The sequence below is a fragment of the Psychrobacter sp. SWN149 genome (assembly GCF_015864565.1).
GTDB lineage: Bacteria > Pseudomonadota > Gammaproteobacteria > Pseudomonadales > Moraxellaceae > Psychrobacter.
The window spans coordinates 1-19,947 of sequence record NZ_JADYWX010000010.1; the positions used below are offsets into that span (position 1 = coordinate 1).

Below are 19,947 nucleotides of genomic sequence, written 5' to 3' on the forward strand. Positions count from 1 at the left end.
CTGCTTCATTGGTTAAGGTGATGGTGTCACCTGCGGTACCAGTGCCGGTCACATTAAACCCAGCACCTGCTTCAACCGCATTCACAATGTCATCACCTGTGACTGCATTGATGACGGGCGCATCAGCATCAGCATCAGCATCGGCATCGGCATCGGCATCAGCGTCGGCATCAGCGTCGGCATCAGCGTCGGCATCTGCATCGGCATCTGCATCAGCATCAGCGTCGGCATCAGCGTCTGCATCGGCATCAGCATCAGCATCGGCATCAGCATCAGCATCAGCGTCGGCATCAGCATCAGCGTCGGCATCAGCATCAGCGTCGGCATCAGCATCAGCATCAGCGTCGGCATCAGCATCAGCATCAGCATCAGCATCAGCGTCGGCATCAGCGTCGGCATCAGCGTCGGCATCAGCATCAGCATCAGCGTCGGCATCAGCGTCGGCATCAGCATCAGCGTCGGCATCGGCATCGGCATCAGCGTCGGCATCAGCGTCGGCGTCGGCGTCGGCATCAGCATCAGCATCAGCGTCGGCATCAGCGTCGGCGTCGGCGTCGGCATCAGCATCAGCATCAGCATCAGCATCAGCATCAGCGTCTGCATCAGCGTCTGCATCAGCGTCTGCATCAGCGTCTGCATCAGCGTCGGCATCAGCGTCTGCATCAGCGTCAGCATCAGCATCAGCATCAGCGTCGGCATCAGCGTCGGCGTCGGCATCAGCATCAGCATCAGCATCAGCATCAGCATCGGCGTCGGCATCAGCGTCGGCATCAGCGTCGGCATCTGCATCTGCATCGGCGTCTGCATCGGCGTCTGCATCAGCATCAGCATCAGCATCGGCGTCTGCATCAGCATCAGCATCAGCATCAGCATCAGCATCAGCATCGGCGTCGGCATCGGCATCGGCATCGGCATCGGCGTCTGCATCGGCATCGGCATCGGCATCGGCGTCTGCATCGGCATCAGCATCAGCGTCGGCATCAGCGTCGGCATCAGCGTCGGCATCAGCGTCGGCGTCATCTATGTCCGGTGCCATCATGCTAATTGGATTGCTTTCATTACCCGCAGTATCAACGACAATAGCCGTAATCGTTTCACCATCTATCAATGGGTTACTGCTCGTATCGATACTATAATTACCATCACCATCGATTACAGCGGTATAATCGGGTTCACCATCACCGTCAGTGTCTACTTCGATCGTAGCACCAGGCTCTCCAGTCCCTGTAATCTCCGTTCCATTTTCATTAATTTCGAGAGTCGGTGTGGCAGGCACCATCGTATCTACACTGATATCTATAGTCGTAGGGTCGCTGACATTACTAGCAGGATCTGTTGCAGTTATGGTTAACTGCTCTGCCCCTTCACCCATCACGTCCACATCATCTTGATCAACCGGAATACTCCACGTACCATCTGCACCGACGGTAGCAGTCCCAATAACGTTGCCATTACCATCTATTAAAGTAATCGTATCACCAGTAACACCTGTACCCGTGACATCAAAACCATTTGTTGCTTCGCTGCCATTGATGATGTTATCTCCTGTGATAGGATCGACAGTTGGTGCATCGGGAGCGGTATTATCGTTATCGTTATCGTTATTGTTGTTACTACCACCGCCAGAGAGTGCAGCACCTGCAATACCTATACCCGCTAAACCTAATAGCCAAGGCATAGCATTAGAGCCATCTGCAGCGCCTATCCACCAAGGAGATGCTTGTGAATCTCCACCAAGTGTCTGCCCTTCAATATCACCGGGTTGCAACTCAGTCACCGCATCTACTGCTTCGCCAGTGTTTGGCACATAATAGGAGTAGCTACCATCTTCCGTGATACCTATCAATGCACTATCAATACCGTCATAAAACCCTTCAATAATCAGGTCAGAGTCGATACTTTCATTTTCAAATGAAATATGAAGATCTTTACCCATACGTTTAGTGACAATATTTTTTGGTGCTTGCCCAGCGTCCAGATCAAAAAGCTCATAATTGGTTTTATCGACAGCTTGAATAACTTTAGCAGCACCACTTTGCGTAGCAATTTGATACTCAGCAACTGTCTCAACTTGACTATTAACTTTAACCATTATATTTTTCATAATATCTTCCTTGATTAGTTAATTAATCTTGCATGAGTGTCATTGAAGCCGTTCGATAGACGACAGCTGATTTGACAAATTGAATGAGGTAAGAACAGATTTCTACTAATTAATATTTTTTGAATAAAAACGAGATTTATTTTAGGCAAACATGCTATTGAGCATGTTTTTATGAGAGAAAGAAATTGATGGTTTTTGGAACAAAAAGCAGCATGGCTACTTATCTTTTTCGGCATTGTTTTGAATGAGTCGATCATACTGGAATTAAGCAAATCCATATTTGCCTGCGTCGCTTCACAACCTACTAAATTGGCTATTTTAGCCGATAATAGTACAGCCCTGCTGTTCATAGTACGGTACTCCCTGTACACATGATATAAAGTTACAAATGCATGCTCTGGTTTACTAGAAATCTAAATCAAAAATAAACAGACATACATTACAAAGATAACAATTCGCTTATCATTTTCATTACCCTATCTTCATAATAGCTATATTTGTTTATCGTTCAATATAATTAGTTTTATATATATGTAAATTATATTCATGATAATAAATATAATTTACATATTAAATTTATTGGATATTGGGCATTATATTTGAATTTTTCAGCTAGTAATCAAGCCATGAAATATGCCACATTCCCTTAGAAGTAACCGCTTAATCTCTTGTAATAGTTGGTAAAGTTATTTGTTATAAGATAGATGCTATCTACTCATCCCAATAAATTAGGCATTTCAAATAAACAGCTACAGAGCCTCACTATTTAATAATACTTAACTGCGTTTAATTTTTATTAAATTTAAAATATATCAAAAATTGAATATATTATAAAAAATTAACAAAAAATCTCTTTACCTACATTTTATTAGAAAAAATTGGAAAAATTAGATGATTTTCTGCATTATTTTTGGCTCGAAAAGCTGATTTTTGATACCTATTTAGTGACATGTACTTAAATTAATCATTCTAGGTAAGCGATTATCAATCGACAAAATTACACTTACTGTTTGAATGAAAAAACGGTGCTATGCATACAAATAATGTGACCACACTTCTTCATCACTGAGTATCAATAGATATCGAGGCAGTTTAAGAGATGGGTGATTGAGTTTTTAATTAAGCGGAGATACTTCAAAAGAGGAAGTGAAAATAGATTTTTTCTCAACCATAGGCTGAGCCTACAAAAAATAGCCAACGACTGAAAAGTAATTGATATAACTGACTTACTTCAAAGTCGAGTCTGTGCTGCTGACACAAGTATTTGCAGATTATCTCTATAGCAGCAAAGTACATAAGAAAAATCTGTACGAGTAGCACATTAATAAAGGAGGCAATCTGAATTGATTGTCTGAATGAACTAAAAATAGCGAATGCATAAAACATATTGAACCTATCCGCTATGTGGTCGGTTCAATATAATTGGAATATAAGGAAGTCTAGTGAAAGTAGGACAAATAGTAGACTAAGCGAGACAGACACCGTATCTAATTTATGGAGGATTAACTATAGCCCGATCACTTGATCGAGATGCCCTGTCTTGAGATACAGCGTAGCGCCTTCTAGGCCTGCTTTGATCTGCGGATGCTCATCGGTAGGCAGACGTATCCACCCACCACGCGAATACACTTGCCCACCATCTATGAGTGTACCTGCCAGCACCAAAAGCTCCGCCCCGCCACTGACAGGTTCATTGAATAGCTGCTCGTCTGCATTGATACGTTGTAAGCTCACTTGCTCATTATCATCTAAAAACAAAGGGCAAACCTCACGGGTACCATGTTGCTGCCAATGAGCGCTATCTTGGGTATCAATCGCCACATAGTCATATTCATCCGGCGACATTTGACGCAGCTTCACGAAAATAACCGCACCCTCATCACTATAAGGCGTGTGACCTGAAGTCGGTGGATTACGCAAGTACCAGCCTGCTGGGTAATGCTTATCATCTGCAGAAAAAGTCCCTGACAACACCAAAATCTCTTCACCACCCGGATGTAAATGATGCGGGAAGTAAGAGTTTGGCGCATATCGTACCAGACTGGTAGCGCGGGCTTTCTCTTCTCCTATTCGATCAAGCATGATGCGCTCGACACCATTTTGAGGGGATTTTACCCACTGATGGAATTCAGGTGCTAGAGACGCGCGTTGTGAAAAATCTGCATTGAGACGCATAAAGTATTCCAAAGATATTAGAGCGCGTTCTTAATTAAAAAATCAGAACACGCCCTAGAAATGGTGTTCATTCAGTTTTTATCGTACTAAGATTACAGGAGACAAGGTACTCGCGATGATTTCTGTGGTGGTGCTACCCAGAAACAATTGCTGCCATTTAGAATGACCATACGCCCCTACTATCATAATATCGATATCATACTCCAGTTGAAATGTTAACAGTCCATCAACGGCATCAGCAGCAGATATATGATGCGCTTCGACAATGAATCCTGCATCTTCTAATTGCGCCGCTGCCGCACTCATGCTTTGCTTGGCGGCATCATTATGGTTACCTACCATGACAATATAACCTTTCAAGCCTTTTAACAATGGGCTTTTGCCTACCATCCATGCAGCCTTAATAGAGGTTTTGCTACCATCAAAGGCAATCATATAAGAGCTTGGCTCTTCAAATTTCTCTGAACAAATCAATATAGGGATATCTGAGCCGCGGGCAACAGTTTCGATTTGACTACCTATATTGATCCGACTGTTCTTATGATCCTCTCCGCGGCGTCCCATCACAATGGCACGATTTTCTTCTTTAAAATGCTCGATACTGGGCAGCAATTTGCCGTGACGTTGATAGACACGGACACCCACCTCTGCAAAGCTGCTCTGAACATGGCTTTTGGCATCTTGTACCAATGCATTGCTATAGCTGTTGACCACTTTTGCGCGTTGCTCATCTAATTGGGACAGCTCCTCTAATAAAAACTGGCGACTGTTTACCCCTATCGCTCCTGATAAGTCTCGTCTGCTCGATGCCGGTATGTCGCTGACGTGTAATATCCCAACAGGCAAATTGAGCTTACTGGCATACCAAGCGGCATAGTCACAAACGGATTCAGTCACTGCCGAGCCATCAATACAGGCCAAAATGTGCTGTGATGTTGTCATAATCTGTCCTTAGATTGAGTTATTTAATCCTATACAGCTGGTCATACTTAACCAAGCTACGCCTTTTATTGGGGAGACATCTATAGAAAATATATTTCTTCATTCGATGATAACCAATTTGGGCGGCTTCATCCAGTGATGTATACGCTTTTGCCATCATCAGAAATGTGCTAGTCCTATCATTACTTATGGTTTGCAAGAGTATTATATTGATCCGCCTATAAACTCTGGTCATTGTCTAACCACAAGCGCTGGTAAAGTTTGCTACAATATGTTTTTTAGCATTTGTGATTTAACTATCGTTATTTAGGTGATTGGATTATGGCAAAAAACGCCCTACAAGCTCAATTATTAAAGGCTGGATTGGTTGATAGCAAAAAAGCCAATAAAATCAGCAAGCAAACTCAACATGCCAAACGTACGGGCGATTCAGAAAGCTTAGAGACGAAAAAAGCACTGGCAGAGGCACAAGCAAAAAAACTGGAGAAAGATCAAAAGCTCAATCAAGAAAAACAGCAGGCACTAGAAGAAAAAGCCCTAAAAGCCAATATTATCCAAATGATTAAGCAGCATCAAATTACGGATACACAAGGCGAGGTCAGCTATCAGTTCGTCGATGAGTCTAAAGTTAAAAAGATTGCCATTACCCAAAAGCTATATGATCAAATCGTGGCAGGTCATGTGGTGATTGCGCGGTTAGAGGACAGCTATGCCCTGCTCCCTCGTCCATTGGCAGATCGTATCGATTCAAAAATGACAGGCTTTATGGTGGTGTCCAATGACACTGCTGAGGAAGCATTGGCAGAAGACGATCCTTATGCCGCTTATGTGATTCCAGATGACTTGATGTGGTAACTGCCTGCTTCTTGTGGTTTTAGCAGTCATAATCATCAGCATATTACCCACTATCTAATCAAAACCCCACATAGAGTGCCTACTCTATGTGGGGTTTTTTATCATTGGTCTCGTTATCTACGATCATATTTTGTATCAGCATATCCCATCAAACGTACCTAAAGTCAGCCTCTTTTAAGCCAGTATTGCTGGTTTGGTCGAAAAAGGTAACTCAATCCTCTAATTGCCCTAATTTGAATATATCAACTTGAACAGCCATTCAATAACCACTACAATGCGTTTTTAGCACTTCTGGTGGTAATACTTTGTTTATTTTTGAGTAATCACTCAATATTGTTCGTATTTTTACCTGTGTTTATTATCTATTAGTCCAGTGCCATAGTGCCCGTTTTATTTGCTTAGCTTGTTTCAATTCATTTTCAGTTTTTCTCAACAAGAGATTATTTATGCCAAAACACCTACCACTTTCCCTATTATTGCTTCGCCTTGGTATCTTCATTGTGTTCTTTTTTTGGACGCTCGACAAATTTATCAACCCTGAGCACACCGCAAATGTGTTTGCTAAATTTTATGCACTAGAAGGCTTAGGCACCAGTATTGTTTACGCCATTGGTAGCTTACAAATCATTCTTATCTTCTCGTTCGTAATTGGTTTATTCAAGAAATGGACATACGGCATCATTCTATTGCTACACGCGGCCTCTACTTTTGCATCCTTTGGTCTCTACCTCACGCCTTTTGACAACTTACTTTTTTTTGCCGCTTGGCCGATGTTGGCAGCTTGTATAGCGCTTTTCTTAATGAGAGATTATGACACCTTGACCTTGGGTAAAAACAATCTCCCAGTATAAACGTCGATAGCAGTGCTTATTGATCCAGTAGTATAAATATAAGACAACAAGACACAATATATATACTATTAAGACTACCGACTTAAACTTTTTATCGTGGTTAGGCGATTCAGACGATTCGATTTGATCGCCACCATTACTTAAACAGGGTTACTCAGGGATGAGTGTTCTACTGTTTGAGCAATAACTACGATTTTAGCCTTCGTTCCCTTATTTGGCCGGATTTTTCATGATTAAAAGAATATTTTTAATACTATTAATATTGATATTAGCGGCAAGTTTTTTTTACTTTGACCTAAATCAATTATTGACGCTTGACGGCTTAAAAGGGTCGATGGCACAGTTTAATGACTATAAAGCGCAGTCGCCGCTGCTGATCATCGGTGGGTTCTTTTTGCTGTATGTCGTGGTCACTGCCCTTTCCTTACCAGGTGCTGCGATTTTGACGCTAGCCGCTGGTGCATTATTTGGCTTGGTACAAGGTTTGCTCGTTGCGTCATTTGCATCGAGCATTGGCGCGACACTGGCGTTTTTGACCTCACGTTACCTGCTGCGTGACACCATCAAGCAGCGCTTTCCTGAGCGATTGGCAGCTATTGATGCAGGTGTTGAAAAAGAGGGTGGCTTTTACTTATTCACCTTGCGCTTAGTACCCATATTTCCGTTCTTTTTGATTAACTTACTCATGGGTGTGACGGCTATCAAGTCATGGACTTACTACTGGGTCAGTCAAATCGGTATGTTGGCTGGGACATTTGTCTTTGTCAATGCAGGGACACAGCTGGCACAGATAGACAGCTTATCGGGTATTTTATCTTTCAACTTAATTGTCTCGTTTGCGTTATTAGGTTTCTTCCCATTAATAGCAAAAGGAGTGTTGAACATGTTTAAAAAACGCCGTGTTTATAAAGGCCATACTAAACCTAAGAAGTTCGATCGCAATATGATTGTGATTGGTGCAGGCGCTGGCGGATTGGTCACAAGCTACATTGCCGCAGCAGTCAAAGCAAAAGTCACACTGATTGAGGCAGGTGAAATGGGCGGTGATTGTCTAAATTATGGCTGTGTACCTAGTAAAGCCATCATTAAGAGCGCAAAAATCGCTGATCAGATTCGCCATGGTGAAAACTACGGGTTAGAGAATACCGTACCGCAGTTTTCGTTCAAAAAAGTGATGGCACGCGTACAGCAAGTAGTGGCTGATATCGCACCGCACGATAGCGTCGAGCGTTATACCAATCTGGGCGTCAATGTGGTCAAAGGCTATGCCAAATTAGTTGACCCGTGGACAGTAGAAATCAAACTGAACGACGGCGGCATGCAAACCCTAACAGCGCGTACCATCGTTATTGCCACGGGCGCTCGCCCATTTGTACCGCCTCTGCCAGGTATAGAAGAAACAGGCTACGTAACCAGTGACACGTTATGGACTAGGTTTGCCGAGCTAGAAGAAGCCCCGAAAAAGCTTGTCGTACTGGGCGGTGGGCCAATCGGTAGCGAGCTTGCGCAAAGCTTTGCTCGCTTAGGCTCTAACGTGACGCAAATTGAGATGAGCGATCGCATTATGGGTAAAGAAGACCTTGAAGTGTCTACCTTTGCTCATCAGTCGCTCACTGATAGCGGTGTCAATATTTTGACCTCACATCAAGCGATGCGCTGCGAGATGCGTGATGACAAAAAATACATTATCGTCAAACACAATGAAACAGAAATCGATATCGAGTATGATGAGCTACTTTGTGCCGTTGGTCGTAGCGCACGCCTTGAAGGTTATGGTTTAGAGGCGCTAGGTATCGAAACCAATCGTACGATCGTAACCAACGAATACTTAGAGACGTTATATCCCAATATTTTTGCCGCAGGCGATATCGTCGGTCCTTACCAGTTTACCCATGTCGCCGCCCATCAGGGTTGGTACGCCGCAGTGAATGGTTTATTTGGCAATTTGAAGAAGTTTAAAGTAGATTATCGTGTCATTCCTTGGGTTACGTTTATTGACCCAGAAGTCGCTCGTGTCGGTATCAATGAGCAAGAAGCCATTGATAAAGGTATCGATTACGAGATTACTCGTTTTGAATTTGAAGAGCTAGATCGAGCTATCACAGATGGCGCCGCTAAAGGCTTTATCAAAGTCATTACGCCAAAAGGTAAAGACAAAATATTGGGTGTGACGGTGGTGTCTGAGCATGCAGGCGACCTAATCGCTGAGTTTGTATTAGCAATGAAACATGGTCTGGGTCTCAACAAAATATTGGGCACCATTCATAGCTACCCTACTTGGGCTGAAGGCAACAAATACGCTGCTGGTGAGTGGAAACGTGCTCACGCTCCTGAGACCGTCTTAAACTGGCTGGAGAAATACCATACTTGGCGTCGCGGTTAGTTAATGGCAGTTTGCTGGTAAGCATCGTTAAATGATGCGACTGGTAGGAAAGCTCTAAAAAAAGCCGAACAAAGCTGGTTTAGATTTCGTAGTATCTGTTTGGTTTGATATGACAGGCTATGAGATCTTTACCGGCTTTACTAACATTTAAATCATAACGGAAACTTGAATGCACGTTATTACCGCTTTACCGATGCTCAAACGTCTTACGCGCTACAGCACCTACGCTATGGTGATGAGCATTTGTATTGGTATATCAGCAAGCACAGCATCGCCAACTAATGCCAATATTAACCAATACTTGTCACCTTGGCAGCAGATAGAAGCCCAAGGTAGTAATCAAGACGTTTATTTCTATGCATGGGGCGGTGATCCACAGATTAATGCTTATCTACAGTGGGTTGGCGATCAAGTCGATGATAAATACAACATCAACTTAGTGCATGTTAAATTGAGCGACACCAGTGAAGCAGTCAGTCGTGTACTCGCAGAAAAATCCGCTCATAATGACAATCAAGGCAGTGTGGATCTCATCTGGATCAATGGCGCAAACTTTGCCACCATGAGTGAGAACTCATTGTTACTCAAACAATGGGCAAATAAGCTACCCAATTTTGCGTTGACTGATCCGGACAATAATCCAACCGTAAATTTCGATTTTGGTGTGCCAACCGATGGTATGGAAGCACCCTGGGGACAAGCCTCTCTGACGTTTTATTACGACAGCTTATCAACCAGTAAACCCCCAACGACTCTAAATGAGTTGACCGCTTGGACAGCAAAAAACCCTGGCCGCTTTAGCTATCCAAAACCGCCGGATTTTTTGGGTATGAGTTTCTTAAAATACGCCTTAGTCATGCTACATGAGCAACAAGATGCCAGTACAGGTAAGAATACTAGCGCTCAATTAGGTCTACCGGCTACTGAAGGAAATACCGCGCTCGTATTAGATCCGCTGTGGGCGTTTTTGGATGACTTTCATCCAACCTTATGGCGCAGTGGCGAGCAGTTTGTACAGACAGGTGCGCAGATGCGCCGTCTGGTCGATGATACGGAGCTGAGTCTCGCCTTTACCTTTTCGGCACCAGAGGTTCCTGCGGCCGTACAGCGTTATGACTTACCAAAAAGCATTCGCAGCTATGCCATGAGTGATGGCAGCTTAAGCAATACTCATTTTGTCGCCATTCCTTATAACGCTAGCCATCCTCAGGCCGCGCAATTGGTAGCCAACTTTTTGATGAGTCCGGACGCACAAGCAAAAAAACAAACCCCTTCGGTGTGGGGCGATAAAACTGTACTGGTCCAATCTACGCTTAGCCCTGCACAACAAGCATTATTCAAAACCAAACAACCCCATCCAAGCGCCCTGCCCTTTGACAGTGTTAAAAGCACGGTAAGCGAGCCGCATCCAAGCTGGGTAGAGGCCATCCAGCAAGGCTGGCAAGCACGTTATGGGGTGAGTCCATGAGCCACGGTTTCGATAAAATAACAAAAAAAGGTGATAGCCCTAGACCTATTACGCTCGAGAAAAAAGACCTGTTTACGCGCATCGTGTCTTTTAGTCCTAAACTCTTAATTCTCATATTAATACTGCCGGTACTCTGTGGCCTCATCTGTGTACTATTACCTGCTCTGAGCTGGGTGCCTGCTCTAGAGAAAACGACTCTGAATCTGCAAGGGTTTATAGACCTGTGGCAAACGCCTGGCATCACGCAAATGGCTGCATTAAGTCTCGCTACGGGACTCATCAGCACCCTACTTGCCTTTGTCATTGCGCTGATGATATTGGCCGCGTTTTTTAACAGTGTTTGGTTGCAGCGTATTGAGCATTTATTAAGCCCTATCTTGGTCATTCCTCATGCAGCTGCCGCCATTGCCGTTGGGTTTTTGATTGCGCCGTCAGGTATGTTTTCAAGGCTCACCTCTCCTTGGCTAACTGGTTGGGAGATGGCACCCGATGGTATGTTTCCGCATGATCCATACGGCATTAGCATCATCTTGGGGTTAACTTTAAAAGAGCTACCTTTTCTGTTATTAATGGCCTTAGGCGCGCTGGCTCAACCTGAGCTTGGTAAAAAATTGCGTCAGCAATATACCGTTGCGCTCAACCTTGGTTACTACCCGATTACTGCTTTTTTTAAGGCGGTCTTGCCTCTGTTATATCCTTTTCTACGTTTGCCGATTTTGGCAGTGCTTGCCTATGCCAGTGCGAGTGTCGAGATGCCGTTGATATTAGGTCCTAACACACCGCCAACGCTTGCTGTCTCTATCATACAATGGTTCAACGATGTCGATCTTACATTGCGTATCAAAGCATCAGCAGGGGCATTATTACAACTTGTACTGACAGCAGGTTTAGTCGGCTTTTGGCTGGGCGGCGAAAAAGCTATCAAAGCCATGTTTAGTGTTTCGTCAATCAATGGCAAGCGTCATTATGCAGACGCTATCTGGCAAAAAATCACCGCTATTCTTACCGTCGGCGTGATTGGTTTTATGATATTGTCGCTCGCTGGGCTCGTACTATGGGCATTTGCAGGATTTTGGCGATTTCCGGCGATGCTACCAGAGCAGTTCGTGCTATTACATTTTCAAAGTGCCTTTACCCAAATGAGCACACCACTGGTCAATACACTTACCATTGGTGCCGTCAGTACCGCCTTTGCTGTTTTTCTGACTTTGTTATGCTTGGAAGCTGAGCAACTGAGTGCTAAGCCGCTGTCACACTTCACCAGCTTTATTATTTACTTACCGCTCTTGGTGCCAAGTATTGCGTTTCTATTTGGCTTAGTCTGGTTACAGCAGTTGGCCAATCATCAATCAGCATTTTTTAACGTGGCATTTGCGCATCTTTTATTCGTGCTGCCGTACGTGTTTTTATCGCTGGCAAGTAGCTATCGACGCTTAGACTCACGTTTTGCTCATGTGGCCGCCAGCCTTGGCGCTGCACCCATTAAAGTGTTTTTTCAGATAAAACTGCCGCAGTTATTTGCCCCTATTTTGATTGCTATAGCACTCGGTCTAGCGATCAGCTTTGGTCAGTACTTGCCAACTCTATTGGCGGGTGGCGGACGTATTGCCACTATCACGACGGAAGCAGTGACACTGGCGAATGGCGCCAGTAGGCGCACCAGTGCTGTCTATGCCATTATGCAAATGGCGCTACCGCTCATCGGTTTTATATTGGCTTGGATGCTACCCAAATACTTTTTTAGAAGTGGCACTCGATAGCACGCTCATCATAAACGAAAGCAAACGTTATCAAACATTAAAATAATCAGTCTTAAAAAACGCAACCAAAGGGTTCCTGATGCCATCATCTTTACAGATAAAAGACTTACAACTGTTTCGTCAAAACGAGCAGTTATTGAGTATCAATGAAGACATCGCTGGTGGCGATATCCTAACTGTGATGGGGCCTTCTGGTAGTGGTAAGTCCAGCTTACTAAACTGGCTAACAGGCACTTTGGCTAGCGATTTTACCGCGTCTGGCACTGTCTGGTTGAATGATGAAAACGTGACTCACCTGCCAGCACATTTGCGCCGTATTGGTGTGCTGTATCAAGATGCACTGCTGTTTTCGCACCTATCAGTCGCGGGCAACATTGCTTTTGCCATGCCAAAAGGAAATAAAAAGCAGCGAGTTGAAAAAATAGCGCAGGCGTTGGCTCAAGTGGGATTAGAAGGGATGGGAGATCGTCACCCTGATAACCTATCAGGCGGTCAACAAGCGCGTGTCGCTCTACTACGAACGCTACTGAGTGAGCCCAAAGCGATACTACTTGATGAGCCCTTTAGCAAGCTCGATACTCAGCTGAGAATGGATACGCGGCAATTGGTGTTTGAGCAAATTCGTACTCATAAGTTGCCTGCTATCATGGTCACGCACGATCAAAGCGATGCCGAAGCAGCAAACGGTAAGGTTGTTCAGGTAGGACGATAGTTTCAAATATCAGAGCCGAATATTAACGCTAAATACCCAACCAAAGTATCAAAATAAGCAAAATATAAAAGGCAGCTCGCATGTTAGATAAGTTTATCACGCCCGTTATCAAGCCGCTGCTAACCCCCATAGTAGCGACATTGCATAAGCTCGGCATTACCGCTGATCAGCTGACGGTAGTGGGATTTTTGATTGGGATGCTGGCCCTGCCACTACTGGCATTTGAGCTATGGTATGGCGCATTGGCCGCGATTATTCTCAATCGTGTTTTTGATGGGCTAGATGGTGCGATGGCACGCTATGCACAGCAAAGCTCAAGTGCAGGCGGTTACTTAGATATTACCCTCGATTTTCTGTTTTATGCCGCCGTACCGCTTGGATTTATCTTGGCCAATCCTGCCCAAAACGCTATTGCAGGTGCATTACTACTGGCGGCATTTATCGGTACAGGTTCGAGCTTTTTGGCCTTTGCCATCGCTGCAGAAAAGTTTGCACTAGACAAACCTCAGTTTAAGTATAAAAGCTTTTATTACCTCAATGGTCTCACTGAAGGCACCGAAACCATTGTGTTATTCATCGCCTTCTGCATTTGGCCACAGCATTTTGTATGGCTTGCCAGTATTTTTGCCGCAGCTTGCGCTATTACAATTTTTACCCGTATACATGGTGGTTATCATACTCTCAAGCAGTTAGAAACGGCGCAGCGGTAGTATGCTATGACAAGGGATTACTGACTGAATTTAAGTTAATAGTCCTCAAGATAAAAGATTCAGTTCAAAAACTGCATTCAAAAATCGCTAAGTTAACTACATATAAACAGGCTACACCTGAGCAAAATCATCTACTCGCATGGCCTCTATCGATAATGCCATATCCTCAGCGAGCTCATGTACCGCTGAGCTATCAACATTACGCTGTGCAAAAGCACGCAGACCCATGACTTCCGCTTGTAGTCTTCGTCCGAGCCTCACGGCATCTAGCTGATTATCTAGCTCGCCCATCTCTTGAGCAGCTCTAAAGCATTCTATAAAGCGTGTCTCCATACCGGCCAGCAGCATCTCAACCTTATCCAATGCCGTTTGTTCACGAGTACCGAGCTCTAATAAGCTTTTAACCAACATACAAGCTCGGCTCGGTAACGCTTTATCAAGGATTCCGCCAAGCTGTCTGATATAAGCTGCTAGACCTAGCAATGGCGTTGAGTGATGGCTTAATACGCGTTCAAGCTCAGTCAATCCTAGACGCGCATAGTATTCTAGGGCCTCTTGAAACAAGCCGTCTTTACTTCCAAAAGCGGCATAAATGCTGCCTGGACGCATATCAAGCGCTTGCTCGATATCCTTTAATGAGGTCGCATGAAAACCTTTTTGCCAAAAAAGCTGTAGCGCGCGCTCCAAGGCATCCTGACGATTGTAAAGTGCGGTGCGTGACATAATATGCCCCATTTAAAAAGCCGTGACATCATATAAAAATGATCACGGCTAGAAAACTTGAATGATTGCTCAATTTTATCCTGAATGAGCATAACAGTAAAGTTAATATAACAAACGCACTGGTAGACAAGCGTAACGCTAACTACCAACAACCCTGTTGATAGGTAGGTGCAATTTTTTATGACAGCTCTTTATAACGGCTAGCGAGAAACGTGGAAATCCGGCTAATGAGTTAATAATACATGTTTGCTTTTCTGATAAGCAGACAAACCATCTGTGCCTAGCTCACGGCCGATACCGCTGTGTTTGAACCCGCCCCATCCAGCCTCTGGCAATACAATCTGTTGCTCATTGATCCAAATATGACCCGCTTGAATTTGTAATGCCATTTCTAGCGCAGCCGTTTCATCCGCACTGACGATGGTCGCGGCCAAGGCATACTTACTGTCGTTCGCGAGTCGAATCGCTTCTACCTTATCTGTAAAGGTTGTACTGACTAATACGGGCCCAAACACTTCCTCCATCCATAACTGACTGGTCGTTGGCACATTGGTATAAATCGTTGGACGGGCAAAATACCCTGTTCCTTCAACTATCTGGCCACCCGTTAAACAATCCAACTTTTCAGCTGTCGCAATATCAAAATACTTTTTAACTTGGGTCAATTGCTGCGCGCTAACCAATGGGCCCATTTGCGTACCAGCATTAAATCCATCACCAATTTGCAGGCTTGCTGTTTTTACTTTTAATGCATCAAACAGCTGTGTAGCGATATCTTGATGTACAACCAAACGCGAAGTGGCTGAGCATATCTGACCTGCATTGGTAAATATACCACCAATGATTAAATCACAAGCATGGTCAATATCAGCATCTGCACATACCACGATAGCAGACTTACCGCCCAACTCTAGGCTAATGTCTTTGACACTTTTCGCGGCTTGGCTCATGACCTTTTCACCGACCACGTTACTCCCCGTAAAAGAGACTTTATCAATGAATGGGTGACTGGTCATGGCGGCACCTACTTCAGCCGCGCCCGGTAAAATATTGACCACCCCTTTTGGCAAGCCTATCTCAGATAAGATATTACCTAACATGAGCTCTGGCAGTAGTGTCACCTCAGACGGTTTTAATAGCACGGTACAACCTGCTGCTAACGCAGGCGCCAGCTTCCAAGAAGTCGTCACCATCGGGAAATTCCAAGGCGTAATCAGCGCGCAGATACCAACAGGCGCATATGTCTTTAACAATCGTATGCCTGACTCAAGTGTGGACACTTCAGACCATGTGGCCTGCTCCGTGATGAGGTTGGCATAATAACGATAGCAAGCGATAGCATCACCGACGTCTATCTTTGCTTCCTCAATTGGCTTGCCGTTATTTAGCACAGACAATCCAACCAAGGTATCAAATCGCTGCTCCATCCTATCTGCAATCTTATTGAGATACCCTGCGCGTTCGCTTACCGTGGTTTGAGACCAGCTAACAGCAGCCTCAGAAGCAGCGCTAACTGCCATCTCTACATGAGCACTGGTACACAGACGCGTCGTTGCAATCACCTCGCCTGAGTTTGGATCATACAACGCCTGATCGTTTGCGTTATCAGAGCCTATGTTATTAGAAGACATGACAACAGAATCAGTTGCCAGTGCTTCAATCGTAATCCAGTTGCCATTGATATAAGCAGCGTTTAATACAACTTCGTTTTGAGCCGTTTGTATGGCACTTTCTCGGGTCAAGCTTTCAGGGTTCAGCTTATCTATCATGGTCAATCACCTTTATTCTCGAATCAAATGGTCTTGATATGCTGCGCTATGAATCATGTCTCTTTTATTGATATGACAGTTGCTCTGCATAGCGCGCGTAAAATACTGAGTCAAACAATCGGTTTGCCTACCTACAGAAAAACTGATTATTTTTATGCGAGATGCTCCATTGATGCTGAACGCAACACTAATAGAGCAGATGCGCGACGGATGTGATAACTACCAAGCTGATCAGTGTACGAAGTACGAAGATGAAGAACAGCTCTAGCACATTCAGTTTGATATTAGATTTCAAAATCAGCGCACCCACCTCAGACATATAGATAATCTGAGTGATTGAGGCCGCACCAACGATGAATCGTGTCATCTCACTCTCAATGCTTTTTCCGACCAATGCTGGCAGATACATATCCGCAAAGCCCATAATCATGGCAGGAGCTGCTTTTGCCGCCTCTGGAATCTGCAACCATTCAAGTACTGGTACTAATGGCGTGGCCAACCAGTTAAAGACAGGCGTGTACTCAGCCAAACCAAGACCGATAGTACCAATCGCAAAAATAACAGGGATGAGGCCAAAATAGATATCAAATAGATTGTGTAGGCTGCGTTTGAATACCTGACCTAAGCTTGGCATAGAATGCGCGCGTGTTACCGCACGGTTGACTGCCCACTGATACGTAGTGTATTCAGCAGGAATACCTTCATCCAGCATGCTTTTGCCAGAGTGATAGGTATCAGGCTTGAGCGATAATGGCGGGATACGCGGCATGATAATCGCAGCGATAAAGCCCGTCAGCGCAATGGTCAGATAAAAATAGACGAAGTTATTGTCCACGCCGATGGTTTTGGCCACCACATAGGTAAAGGCGATAGAAGTTACGGAAAAAGTGGTCGCGATAATGGCGGCTTCACGCTGACTATAGAAGCTTTTATCATACTCTTGCATGGTGACCAGCAAACCGATAGAGGCCGCACCAAACCAAGAAGACATCGCATCAACGGCAGAACGACCCGGCAACTTAAATAGCTTGATAAACACTTTACTGGCTAAAGTACCCAAAAACTCCATCAAGCCAAAATCAGTCAAAAATGGCAGCGATAAAATGGCAAAGAAAAACAACGGAATCAAAATAGGAATCAAATCTTCGAAAATGACGCCGCCGGTATTACGGTTAATAATAAACTCGGGGCCAACTTGCAGGTAAATCATCCAAACAAACAGCGTACCCAAAAATCGCGTGGTCAACCAAAACCAATCAACATCGAACAACTTTTTAACCAGTGAGTCTGCAGGCAAATTGGGTTTGAGCACTTTGACTGCCAGTGCTCCAATAAAGGAGATCGACACGATTGCCATGGTGATATAGACCACAAAACCGCCCAACGCAGCTTGTAACGCATCGGTCAGTACACCCAATAAAATGGTGACCTTACCATCCCATTGAAAGGGAATGATAAATAGCGCAATACCCAATGCTGAAAATAACAAAAACTTCCACATTGCTGCACGCCACTGTCCTGCTTTTGGCGTTTCTGGATCGACCGTATTATTCCCTAAAATCGGCTGCTGCGACTTATCCATATAACTCGTCATTTAACTTCTCCTTAATGGGCGATGATTGCCAGTTTTTCCATTTCTCTGTCTGACCAATACCTGGGTTAAGCGAATTGGTTGGATCCAGTTTTTTATAAAAATAATGTAGTGCCGTTTTTGCAGGGTATACGTGCCCCACATTGTGTTCAGCGGGGTACTCAATATGACGCTTATCATAAAATGCCAGCAGGTCTTCCTTGAACTGCTTGGCATCCGTTTTGGGATTTAAAAAATAGTCTTGGTGCATGACATGGCAGAAAAAATGCCCCAGATAAAAGGTTTTACTGACTTGTTCTTTTAAGTGATGAGGTAAAGTCTCATCCCAATCTGTCGCGTTTCTTGGTAAGGCAATATCAGTCGCTAACAGCTCACCAAACTCTGTGTGGTTGAGATTATGGTAGCGAAACATAGCGGCGGTGGCGGCACTGCGAAACACCAATAATGCTTGGGCCTCTGTTTCAGTACACAGATGCAATGCGCCTTTATACTGCCGTATGTGGTTTTGCAAAAAAGCTTTAGCTGCGGCAATATGGTCTTTTTTATCTTTGTTTTTATTATTGCTATCGTTATGGCCGGTATCTGTATCAACGCCATCTGCTACTTTTATGATTAAATGATAACGGTATGAGAGCGCTTGCGTGCTCAAAGGCGCAGGTAATGATGGCGGCATAAACCTCGATGCCATTTGCAATATTCGATCGGGCAATGTCTTGGGCAAGCGCCATTTATTCAAGTAATAGCCAATTCTGGCTTGTAGACGGTACAGCGCGCTTATCTGACTGGCAGGTAATCTCCGCATACTCAAGCAAGTGTCACGGCCATAACGCAGGGTGATGTCGTTATAGTCTCTGTGCATATACTCAGCAAACACCGGTAGGTTTAGCTCGCTTTTTAACCACTGCTGACGCAGCGAAGTCAAGGTATCTCCATCATTGGTCGAGATATAAAAAGTTTGCTCTCGCTTGGGTTTGGCAAAGGTCGCCACTCTCACTGCAAACACGATGACCTTGCCAGCCGACCCTGATGCCTCATACAAGCCATTGGGATCATTGTTAAATCTGGCGGGCGTGTCGGCATCACAGTCACGTACTTTGTGCTGATAATGATGATTGCTACAAGTATTACTTTGGCCAATATGGTGAGTGTCGTCAGTATTGCTATCACTACTAGCAGGTATTGAGGCTTTATCAAATGTGCCATTTTGCAGAGTCTCAAGCATCTCCTCCGGCTGCGTCCCCAACTCAATGCCTAGATGGTTGATCAACTCAAAATGACCTGAGCTGTTACGTCTCGCAAATAGCGCCATCTCAGTATAAGCAGGGCCACGCTGCACCAACATGCCGCCTGAGCTGTTGCAGATACCGCCAATCACCGAGGCGCCAACACAACTAGAGCCCAATACCGAATGCGGCTCACGGCCTAATGGTGCAAGGGTAGACTCTAATTGCTGTAGCGTCGCGGCGGGTAATGCAATGAGCTCTGTCGCGTCATTGAGCAGATGAATACCACTCAATAACTGCATCGAAATGATAACCAGCGGTCGGTCATACTCACCATATGGCGTAGAACCACCCGTCAATCCGGTGTTGGCCGCTTGAGCGATGATAATCACATCGGCCGCAGCACAGACATTGATGGCGCGCCATAGTGCCACAAGTGTGGGCGGTGTCACAACTGCTATAGTCGCATTTGTGATCGTATCTATCGCGCCTTGCACATACGCTTGCTGCTGGCTGGGACTGATCATCACATTGCTCACGCCAACCACAGCTGCCAAATCCGATAGTAAATTTGGTAGCTGATTGTGCTTGGCTGCTGAGACGCTTGTAATATGTGACCCATTTGACATGAGGGACGTTCTTCCTTGAATGACCAGCCGTGGAGTTGGGGATGTCTATACG

General features: G+C 44.8%; 14 protein-coding genes. 7 read left to right on the top strand and 7 right to left on the bottom strand.

What is annotated here, in order from left to right:
- The 3 genes from I6E86_RS13280 to I6E86_RS13290 form a co-directional block, all read right to left on the bottom strand.
- On the bottom strand, positions 1–2,104 hold a 2,104-nt coding region (locus I6E86_RS13280; protein WP_197177864.1), incomplete at its 3' end, for an Ig-like domain-containing protein.
- 1,506 nt (positions 2,105–3,610) lie between these two features.
- Positions 3,611–4,279 carry a cupin domain-containing protein gene (locus I6E86_RS13285; protein WP_197177865.1) on the bottom strand — a complete coding sequence of 223 codons (669 nt, stop codon included), beginning with the start codon at positions 4,277–4,279 and terminating at the stop codon, positions 3,611–3,613.
- A 78-nt stretch (positions 4,280–4,357) separates the two neighbouring features.
- On the bottom strand, positions 4,358–5,221 hold the full coding sequence (locus tag I6E86_RS13290; protein WP_197177866.1) for a universal stress protein: 864 nt from the start codon (positions 5,219–5,221) through the stop codon (positions 4,358–4,360).
- 321 nt (positions 5,222–5,542) lie between these two features.
- On the opposite strand from I6E86_RS13290, the gene I6E86_RS13295 reads away from it, so the two are divergent.
- The 7 genes from I6E86_RS13295 (at position 5,543) to I6E86_RS13325 (ending at position 13,960) form a co-directional block, all read left to right on the top strand.
- Entirely contained in the window at positions 5,543–6,076 is a 534-nt protein-coding gene (locus I6E86_RS13295; RefSeq protein WP_197177867.1) for a DUF2058 domain-containing protein, read from the top strand.
- Positions 6,077–6,522: 446 nt separating this feature from the next.
- The gene (locus I6E86_RS13300; RefSeq protein ID WP_197177868.1) at positions 6,523–6,927 is read left to right on the top strand and encodes a hypothetical protein; all 405 of its coding nucleotides are present in this window, start codon (positions 6,523–6,525) and stop codon (positions 6,925–6,927) included.
- Positions 6,928–7,261: 334 nt separating this feature from the next.
- On the top strand, positions 7,262–9,310 hold the full coding sequence (locus I6E86_RS13305) for an FAD-dependent oxidoreductase (protein ID WP_265090698.1): 2,049 nt from the start codon (positions 7,262–7,264) through the stop codon (positions 9,308–9,310).
- Between the two features lie 169 nt (positions 9,311–9,479).
- Complete coding sequence (locus I6E86_RS13310; protein ID WP_197177870.1) at positions 9,480–10,778, top strand: ABC transporter substrate-binding protein; 1,299 nt, start codon at positions 9,480–9,482, stop codon at positions 10,776–10,778.
- A complete protein-coding gene (locus tag I6E86_RS13315) occupies positions 10,775–12,538 on the top strand; it encodes an ABC transporter permease (RefSeq protein ID WP_197177871.1) in 1,764 nt (587 codons plus the stop codon). The genes I6E86_RS13310 and I6E86_RS13315 overlap by 4 nt, the downstream gene beginning before the upstream one ends.
- Positions 12,539–12,617: 79 nt before the next feature.
- The gene (locus I6E86_RS13320) at positions 12,618–13,250 is read left to right on the top strand and encodes an ATP-binding cassette domain-containing protein (protein ID WP_197177872.1); all 633 of its coding nucleotides are present in this window, start codon (positions 12,618–12,620) and stop codon (positions 13,248–13,250) included.
- A gap of 80 nt (positions 13,251–13,330) precedes the next feature.
- Positions 13,331–13,960 carry a CDP-alcohol phosphatidyltransferase family protein gene (locus I6E86_RS13325; protein WP_197177873.1) on the top strand — a complete coding sequence of 210 codons (630 nt, stop codon included), beginning with the start codon at positions 13,331–13,333 and terminating at the stop codon, positions 13,958–13,960.
- A 111-nt stretch (positions 13,961–14,071) separates the two neighbouring features.
- Here the strand turns inward: I6E86_RS13325 and I6E86_RS13330 are convergent, their stop codons facing one another.
- The 4 genes from I6E86_RS13330 to dld form a co-directional block, all read right to left on the bottom strand.
- Positions 14,072–14,683, bottom strand: a complete 612-nt coding sequence (locus I6E86_RS13330) for a TetR/AcrR family transcriptional regulator (protein WP_194364122.1) — start codon at positions 14,681–14,683, stop codon at positions 14,072–14,074.
- Positions 14,684–14,907: 224 nt separating this feature from the next.
- A complete protein-coding gene (locus tag I6E86_RS13335) occupies positions 14,908–16,452 on the bottom strand; it encodes an aldehyde dehydrogenase family protein (protein WP_227680667.1) in 1,545 nt (514 codons plus the stop codon).
- A gap of 187 nt (positions 16,453–16,639) precedes the next feature.
- Positions 16,640–18,046: a YjiH family protein gene (locus I6E86_RS13340; RefSeq protein ID WP_197177874.1), complete on the bottom strand. Its 1,407-nt coding sequence runs from the start codon at positions 18,044–18,046 to the stop codon at positions 16,640–16,642.
- Positions 18,027–19,895: a D-lactate dehydrogenase gene (gene dld, locus I6E86_RS13345; protein WP_197177875.1), complete on the bottom strand. Its 1,869-nt coding sequence runs from the start codon at positions 19,893–19,895 to the stop codon at positions 18,027–18,029. Before dld ends, I6E86_RS13340 begins: the two co-directional genes overlap by 20 nt.
- Positions 19,896–19,947: the final 52 nt, after the last annotated feature.